The following is an 8,310-nucleotide window of genomic DNA, read 5'->3' as shown; positions in this document are numbered from 1 at the left end:
GAGGGGGAAGGTGTATCTATATACATGGCCTACGGCCTTTTTCCCTTCCAAAATTTCAATAAAATAGAAAAAATCTAATTTCCTATAAAGAAAAAAGCTTTACTGGAAATTAGATGCGAAATCTCTGGTATTAAAATATGGGCATTGTTTAAGATGACGTTTTTTTGTTATAATGTATATTTAGATGTAAAAAAAGGTCGAGGAGATGCAAATATATGAATAAAATTGAGCTATTAGCTCCAGCAGGCAGCATGGAGAGTCTTTATGCTGCAGTACAGAATGGCGCAGATGCAGTATATCTTGGAGGGACTAAGTTTTCAGCAAGAGCATACGCTTCAAACTTTGATGAACACAATATGATTAAGGCGGTGGAGTATTGTCATTTATATAATGTTAAATTATATGTTACTGTTAATATCTTATTAAAAGAGAGTGAAATTGCTGAAGCCTTAGAATATATAAAATTTTTATATGAAATAGGCGTAGATGCTTTAATAATTCAGGATACAGGTATAGCTGAGTTAGTGAAAAGGAACTTTCCAGACTTTGAGGTCCATGCATCTACGCAAATGACCATACATAATGGAGAAGGAGCCGTCTTTTTAAAAGAACTAGGCTTTTCAAGAATTGTTCTTTCAAGAGAGTTATCTTTGAATGAAGTAAAGTATATATCTAAGGATTTAGGAATAGAAACAGAAATTTTTGTTCATGGAGCATTATGTATATGCTATTCTGGGCAATGTCTTATGAGCAGTATAATTGGTGGAAGAAGTGGAAACAGAGGAAGATGTGCTCAACCTTGCAGATTACCTTATGATATAATCAATAAGAAAACAGGAGAATCTCATAAAGGATACATCCTAAGTCCAAAGGATGTTTGTACTATAGAAAATATAAAAGAAATAATAGAAAGTGGAACAAGTTCTTTAAAAATAGAAGGGAGAATGAAAAGACCAGAGTATGTAGCAGGAGTAGTTTCATCTTATAGAAAAGCAATAGATGAAGCTTATAAGGAATTAGGAATTGAGGGTAGGTATTTACATAATGTTTCCATAAAAGACGAAAAGAAAAAACTTCTTCAACTATTTAACAGAGAAGGATTTTCGAAGGCATATATGTTTGGAAATGTAGGGCGTGACATGATGTCTTATAATTTTCCTAAAAATACAGGAGTTTTTCTAGGAAAGGTGAATAAAGATTTAACTATTAAGTTAGAAGAAGATATAAGGGTTCAGGATGGGGTAAGATTTGGAGATGAAGGCTTTACTGTTTTTAAGATAGTTAAAAATTCTAAAGATGTGGAAGAGGCCTATAGTGGAGATGTTGTTAAATTAAAACCTACCAAATATAAAGCAGGAGATATACTTTATAAAACTTCTGATACTAAGCTACTTAGTACTTTGGCTAAATCCTATGAAAATGTATATGGAAGGAAAAAAGATATAGAAATAAATGTGAAATTTAAAGTAGGAGAACCTATAACTTTAAATAGTTATTATAATAATAAAAAATATGAAGTTATTGGGGATGAAGTTCAAAGAGCTTTGAATAAGCCTATGGACAAAGAAAAGTTAAGTAAAAATCTAAGGAAAACAGGAGATACGCCTTTTGAAATTATAAAAATTAACCTTGCCCAATTTGAAGAGGGATTTTTACCTGTATCATCTATAAATGCAGTTCGTAGAGAGCTAATAGAAAAAATAATGATGGATTTAAAGGAAGCAGGAAAAAGAAATTTTGAAAAAGGCTTAGATTTTAATAAAAAATTTCATAAAGGAGATATAAGCAATATAAAAGGAACTTTAGTTGTAGTTACTACAATGGAACAGCTTAAAGCAGCTGAGGAATGTGGAATTGAAAATATTGCAGTAGAATTCTTTATGAGAAATTGTGATATAAAATTAGAAGAGGTAAAATGTAAAAATCTCTATATAAAAACATCAAGTATTGTAAAGGATGAGTTTGAAGTTGTATGTGAAGTTATAGAGAAAAACTTATCCAATATAAAAGGAATAGTAACTTCAAATTTAGGACTAATAAATAGATTTAGAAGAAAAACTGAAATAATTGGAGATTATAAATTAAATATTTTTAATAGCTATAGTCTAGAATTTTTCAAGAATATAATAGATGCAGCTACTATAAGCCTAGAGTTAAATAAAAGGGAAATACAAGAATTTATAAAAAAAGCAACTATGCCTTGTGTTTTCTTTTTATATGGAAAGCCAGAACTTATGGTAAGTGAATATTGTCCTATAGGAAGTGTTTTTGCAGGAAAGAATAGTAAGACCAGTTGCAAAGGTGAATGTGAAAATGGAAATTTCTTATTAAAAGATAGAAGAGGAGAAGAGATGTCAATAATTACAGATAAGTTCTGTAGAAGTCATATATATAATTCTTCTTCAATCAATTTAATACCTAATTTAGATGAAATTAAAAATATGAACATTTCTTTATTTAGGCTGGATTTTATAGATGAGGATTATGAAAATACTATGAATATACTTAAAAGCTTTAAAGAAGAAAAATTTGAAGGAGATTTTAGAGATTACACAAGAGGACATTTTAAAAGGGGAGTAGAATAGATGAATGATAAAGCTTTAAAAGTTTTGGAATTTGATAAGATAAAAGAACAATTAAAAAAGTATACTGCAACTTCAGCGGCAAAGGATTTGATAAATGAGTTGGAACCCTATTCTAATGCTTATGAAGTAAGAGAACATTTAGAGGAAACAAGAGAAGCCTTTCAATTGTTGATAAAAAAGGGAAGTCCTCCTTTTGAGGGAATGTACGATGTAAGAGAAGGCATTATAAAGGCTGAAAAAGGCTTTTCTCTTCTTCCAGTACAGCTTTTAAGAATTGCTAATCTTTTAAGATGTGCTAGAAGGTTTAAAGAATATATAAGTCATAAAGAAGAAGAGGAGTCATTTAGAGTTATAGAAGACATATCTGAAGGATTAGTTCCTATAAAAAAATTAGAAGATGATATATTTAACGCTATTTTGGGAGAAGATGAAATTTCAGATAGAGCAAGTGCAGCTTTATATAATATAAGAAGAAGCTTAAGTGATAAGACTTCATCTATAAAGTCAAAGGTAAACTCTTTAGTTAGAAGTTATGCCCAGTATCTCCAGGAGAGCATATATACCGTAAGAGGAGAAAGATACGTGCTTCCTGTGAAGGTGGAATATAAAGGAGCTGTTCCGGGACTTGTACATGATCAGAGTTCTTCAGGAGCCACTCTTTTTATAGAGCCTATGAGTTTGGTAGACCTGAATAACGAAATCAAAGAATTGAAACTTAAGGAAAAGGCAGAAATAGAAAGGATACTACAAGAATTATCAAGAAAAGTTTACGATAATATAGATATAGTAAAAAATAATGCTAACATACTTTGGAAGCTAGATTTTATATTTGCAAAAGCAAAATATGCTGGAAGTATAGATGGAATATGTCCTAAAGTTAATGAAAATGGACATTTTAATATTTTTAAAGCAAAACACCCATTAATAGACCCTAAAGTAGTAGTTGCTAATGACATTTATTTAAGAGAAGGTATAACTTCTTTGGTTATTACTGGACCTAATACAGGTGGAAAAACTGTTACTTTAAAAACTGTTGGCCTTCTTCATATAATGGCTATGAGCGGACTTATGATTCCAGCAGGTGAAGGTTCTGAGATAAGTTTCTTTAAAGAAATTTTTGCAGACATTGGAGATGAGCAAAGTATAGAACAAAGTTTATCCACATTCTCTTCTCATATGACAAATATAGTAAAAATTATAGATAATGCAGATGAAAAGTCATTAGCTTTATTTGATGAATTGGGAGCAGGAACAGATCCAATAGAAGGAGCAGCCCTTGCAGTTTCTATATTAGAGAATTTGAGAAAAAGAGGAACAAAACTTATAGCTACCACACACTATAGTGAACTTAAAGCTTATGCTTTAAAAACAGATGGCGTAGAAAATGCTTCTGTAGAGTTTGATGTAGGAACATTAAGGCCAACCTATAAACTTTTAATTGGAGTTCCAGGAAAATCTAATGCTTTTGAAATATCTAAAAGGCTTGGACTTCCAGATTATATTATAGATGATGCAAGGAAAGGTATATCAGAAGAAACACTTAAGTTTGAAGATTTAATTCAATCTCTTCAGGATAAAAACATAAAAGCACAAAAGTATCAAATGGAAGCGGAAAATGCGAGAGAAGAAGCAATAAAGCTTAAGGAAAAGTATAATGAAAAATTAGATAAATTTCAAAATATAAGAGAAAAAGCTATTTTGGAAGCTCAAAGAGAAGCTAAAAGAATTGTTAAAGAAGCTAAAGAAGAAGCAGATAAAATTTTAAAAGATATTAGAGAACTGGAAAGAATGGGGTACTCTTCTGATGTACGCCAAAAACTAGAAGAAAATAGAAAGAAATTAAAAGAAAAGCTGGACAATGTAGAAGAAGCTATGTATAAAAGAGAAGATGAAGGACAGGGGCTTGATAAAGTATATGAAGGGCAGGAAGTTTACCTTACAAAGTTTAATACTAAAGCTATAGTTCTTACATTGCCAGATAATAAAGGTGATGTTCAAGTTCAAGCTGGAATTATGAAAATAACTGTAAATATAAAGGATTTAAGAGAATCTGGTACTAATAAGGATGAGAAGAAAAAGAATAAGAAAAGGGAAATAAACTTGAATTTAAGACAGGTATCTTCCTCTGTGGATTTAAGAGGCATGGATTCTGAAGAAGCTTTATATACAGCAGATAAATATTTAGATGATGCTTATTTAGGAGGCCTTGGAGAAGTGACTATAATCCATGGTAAAGGCTCAGGAGTTTTAAGAAAAGCCATAAATGATATGTTGAAAAAACATCCTCATGTTAAAAGCTATAGACTTGGAGAATACGGAGAAGGTGGAAGTGGAGTTACGGTAGTGGAACTTAAGTAGAAAGGAAAGAAAAAATGATAGTGATCAGTGCATGTCTTTGTGGAGTTGATTGTAAATACAACGGAAAAAATAACTTTAATGAAAAGGCTATGAAACTTTTTAGGGAAGGAAAAGCTATATTAGTATGTCCAGAGCAACTTGGGGGACTTACAACCCCAAGGGTTCCTCATGAAATTTATAAAGGAACTGGAGCTGATGTATTAGATAGCAAAGCAAAGGTTATAAGCAGGGATGGAAAAGATTGTACAGATAAGTTTGTGAAAGGGGCTTATGAGGCTTTAAAAATTGCAAAAAGTATAGGTGCAAAGAGGGCTATTTTAAAATCAAAAAGTCCTTCCTGTGGCTGTGGTATAATTTATGATGGAAGCTTTAGAGGAATTACAACAAAAGGAAATGGTGTTACTGCAGAGTTATTTCTTAGAAATGGAATAGAAGTTATTACGGAAGAAGCTTTGGGAAAATAATTCATATAGTCTGTTTTTATTGTTTTATTTTGTAGTATAATTAATATAGTAAAATTTATACTATTACCTAAACTGATATCAGTTTAGGTAATAAATTTATCTCGGAAAGGAAGTATCTTATATGAATTATAAGGAAGTTTTAAAGAACGCAAGGATTAATCTTAATGGAAGTTGTAGAGTATGCCATGCATGTAATGGTGTTGCTTGTGCAGGAGAAGTGCCTGGTATGGGAGGAAAAGGAACTGGTGAGGCATTTAAGGCAAATTATGATTCTTTAAATTCTTACAAGTTAAATATGAGAGTTATACATGATGCTAAGGATCCTGATACTTCAATTGAGATCTTTGGGAAAAAAATGGACATACCTGTTTTTGCAGCTCCAGTTTCAGGCACTACTTTAAACATGGGTGGAAAGTTTACAGAAGAGGAATATATATCTTGGGTAATAGGAGGATGTTTAGATGCAGGAATATATCCTATGGTAGGAGATACTGCTGTTGATTCTTTCCTAATTACAAATCTCGAACAACTAGGGAAGTTTGGAGGAGAAGGAATAGTATTTATTAAGCCTTGGGAAAATGCAAACGTAATCAAGAAGATAAAAATGGCTGAAGAAGTAGGAGCTTTTGCAGTAGGAATGGATATAGATGCTTGCGGATTAATTACTCTAGCTCTTCATGGAAAACCTGTAATGCCAAAAACTGTAGAAGAAATAAGAGAGATAGTAGAAAGTACAAAACTTCCATTCATATTAAAGGGAATAATGACTCCGGATGAAGCTGAATTAGCAGTAGAAGCAGGAGTAGATGCTATAGTAGTTTCAAATCATGGAGGAAGAGTTCTTGATCAAACTCCAGGAGTAGCTGAAGTTCTTCCAGAAATAGCTGAAAGGGTTAAAGGTAAAATTACAATATTAGCTGATGGAGGAATTAGAAGTGGTGTAGATATACTAAAAATGATAGCATTGGGCGCAGATGCAGTTTTAATAGGAAGACCATTTGTAACAGCTTCTTTTGGTGGACAAAGGGAAGGTGTTAAGACTTATATAGAAAACTTAAAGGGAGAATTAAAGTCAGCTATGGTTCTTACAGGATGTAAGGATATTAAGAGTGTGAATAAGAGAATAATATACTAATAATAATATAATGTGTAGAATTCTAACAATGAATTCTACACATTATTTTAAAAGTATACTTTTAGAGTAGGAGGAAAAAATGAGTATATACACGCCAGCATCAGAAAACATATTAAAAAGAATAGAAAAGTATATAGAAAAAGGAGAGTCTGTCAGCGTATCAGAGGAATTTCTATGTAGAGGAGAGAGCTATAGACAGGTTTTGATGGTAAAAAAAACCTTAAAAAAGATAGAGACAAGATTTTTATATATAGATAAAGATGACAATATAGTAGAAGATGAAACACTTCAAAGGGAGCTTTCTAGATTATCTTATTATTTAAATGTATTTTTTAACGATGAAAGTGAATTAAGTATAAAAAAAGCTTTAAAAAGTAATGAGATTAGAGAAAGAGAGCTAAATGATTTAAAAGATGTGAGTGAAAGTCTAAAAGTACTTCAGCATGATGGGGTAAAAGAAGCAGGCCAGGTTAAAGATATAACCGATAAAGTCCAAGATATTATGAAAAAATACAATAATAAAGTTGATGAAATAAATTTAGCAGTTGATGAGTATAAAAAAGAAGGGATAAAATTTAGTGAAGAAATTTTATCAAAATTATATCCAATGTATGAAGAAGGATTGTTGATAAAATATGAGAAAGCTAAGCTTATATCAAAGGGTAAAGAAAGCTATGACATAATAAAGAGATTTTGTGGTAAAAGAAAAACTTCTAATCTTTTTAATAGAAAGAGAGTTAGAGCATATACAAAAATAATATATACTATGGAATACTATAAAAGATTTATTAATAATTATGAGAAAATAATTAATATGAGTAAAAGGGAATATCTAAACTACATAAAAGAAAGTGAAAATGCCTATATTGAAAAAAGATTTCAATTGATAAAATAGACTAAATTATAATATTTCTACTGAAATATGTATAATATTATTCCTTCTGTTAATAATAGAAAAAGATAGGAGGGATAATAATGGAAACTTTAAAAGGTATAGAAAGAATAAAGAGTTCAGTGCATTCTGCAAAAAGGGATAGAAGAAAAGGATTAGTTCCTGGAGTACTTTACGGTTCAAAAACGAGAAATATGCTATTTGAAATAGGAGAATTAGAATTAAATAAAAAAATTTCTAAAATAGGAGAACACGGAATAGTTAATTTGCAAATTAACAATGAAAATCATAATGCCTTAATAAAAGAGGTACAAAAAGATGCTGTTACACAAAAGATAATTCATATCGATTTGCAAGAATTAGATGAAGATAAGGTAATTCAAACTGAAGTACCTTTAGTTTTTTCAGGGGAAGCTTTATCGAAAGATGGAGGTATAATTCAAAAAGAAAAAAACATCATAAAAGTCCAAGGAAAATATGATAAAATACCTAAATCTATTTGCGTAGACGTTTCTAATATGCATATAGGTGATGTATATAGAATATCAGATTTAGAAATCTCAGATGAAATATCTGTTATGGAAGAACCTAATACTGTATTAGCTGTAGTAAGTCATTCAGGTACAAGCGGAGATGGAAGTGATAATAATATAAATTCTAGTATTAATTCAACTACAGATAAAAAGCCTCCTGTAGAAAAAAAATAAGTCTTTTATAGGACTGGTTAAAACAGTCCTTTTACTTTTTTTTGGTTCATTGTAAAATTAAATGCAACAGATAAAAAAATATTAAAACCATAGTGAAAATCATGTATGATATAGGTGTTGAGTATAAACATACAGGAGATTTTCACTATGGTTCATGATACTGATTATA

Annotated in this window: 6 protein-coding genes; all 6 read left to right on the top strand. The window is 30.6% G+C overall.

Annotated elements, in window-relative coordinates; all coding sequences use genetic code 11:
- The first annotated feature begins 215 nt into the window (after positions 1–215).
- Positions 216–2,585: a U32 family peptidase gene (locus CPAL_RS04390; protein ID WP_061857061.1), complete on the top strand. Its 2,370-nt coding sequence runs from the start codon at positions 216–218 to the stop codon at positions 2,583–2,585.
- Complete coding sequence (locus CPAL_RS04385; RefSeq protein WP_106024155.1) at positions 2,586–4,943, top strand: endonuclease MutS2; 2,358 nt, start codon at positions 2,586–2,588, stop codon at positions 4,941–4,943.
- Between the two features lie 14 nt (positions 4,944–4,957).
- A complete protein-coding gene (locus CPAL_RS04380; protein WP_061857059.1) occupies positions 4,958–5,407 on the top strand; it encodes a 2-thiouracil desulfurase family protein in 450 nt (149 codons plus the stop codon).
- Positions 5,408–5,528: 121 nt separating this feature from the next.
- Positions 5,529–6,542, top strand: a complete 1,014-nt coding sequence (locus CPAL_RS04375) for an alpha-hydroxy-acid oxidizing protein (protein ID WP_061857058.1) — start codon at positions 5,529–5,531, stop codon at positions 6,540–6,542.
- Positions 6,543–6,621: 79 nt separating this feature from the next.
- Positions 6,622–7,437, top strand: coding sequence for a hypothetical protein (locus CPAL_RS04370; RefSeq protein ID WP_106024154.1), 816 nt, complete (start codon positions 6,622–6,624; stop codon positions 7,435–7,437).
- 80 nt (positions 7,438–7,517) lie between these two features.
- The gene (locus CPAL_RS04365; RefSeq protein ID WP_061857056.1) at positions 7,518–8,141 is read left to right on the top strand and encodes a 50S ribosomal protein L25; all 624 of its coding nucleotides are present in this window, start codon (positions 7,518–7,520) and stop codon (positions 8,139–8,141) included.
- The last annotated feature ends 169 nt before the right edge of the window (positions 8,142–8,310 follow it).

Origin of the sequence: Clostridium thermopalmarium DSM 5974, assembly GCF_002995795.1 — a bacterium.
Lineage (GTDB): Bacteria > Bacillota > Clostridia > Clostridiales > Clostridiaceae > Clostridium_H > Clostridium_H thermopalmarium.
The sequence above is the reverse complement of the archived record's forward strand: the minus strand, read 5'-3'. Positions and strand labels throughout refer to the sequence as shown.

Excerpts from the sequence above, each read along its gene's own strand:
- CPAL_RS04390 (WP_061857061.1), top strand. The coding sequence starts at position 216 with ATGAATAAAATTGAGCTATTAGCTCCAGCAGGCAGCATGGAGAGTCTT.
- CPAL_RS04385 (WP_106024155.1), top strand. The coding sequence starts at position 2,586 with ATGAATGATAAAGCTTTAAAAGTTTTGGAATTTGATAAGATAAAAGAA.
- CPAL_RS04380 (WP_061857059.1), top strand. The coding sequence starts at position 4,958 with ATGATAGTGATCAGTGCATGTCTTTGTGGAGTTGATTGTAAATACAAC.
- CPAL_RS04375 (WP_061857058.1), top strand. The coding sequence starts at position 5,529 with ATGAATTATAAGGAAGTTTTAAAGAACGCAAGGATTAATCTTAATGGA.
- CPAL_RS04370 (WP_106024154.1), top strand. The coding sequence starts at position 6,622 with ATGAGTATATACACGCCAGCATCAGAAAACATATTAAAAAGAATAGAA.
- CPAL_RS04365 (WP_061857056.1), top strand. The coding sequence starts at position 7,518 with ATGGAAACTTTAAAAGGTATAGAAAGAATAAAGAGTTCAGTGCATTCT.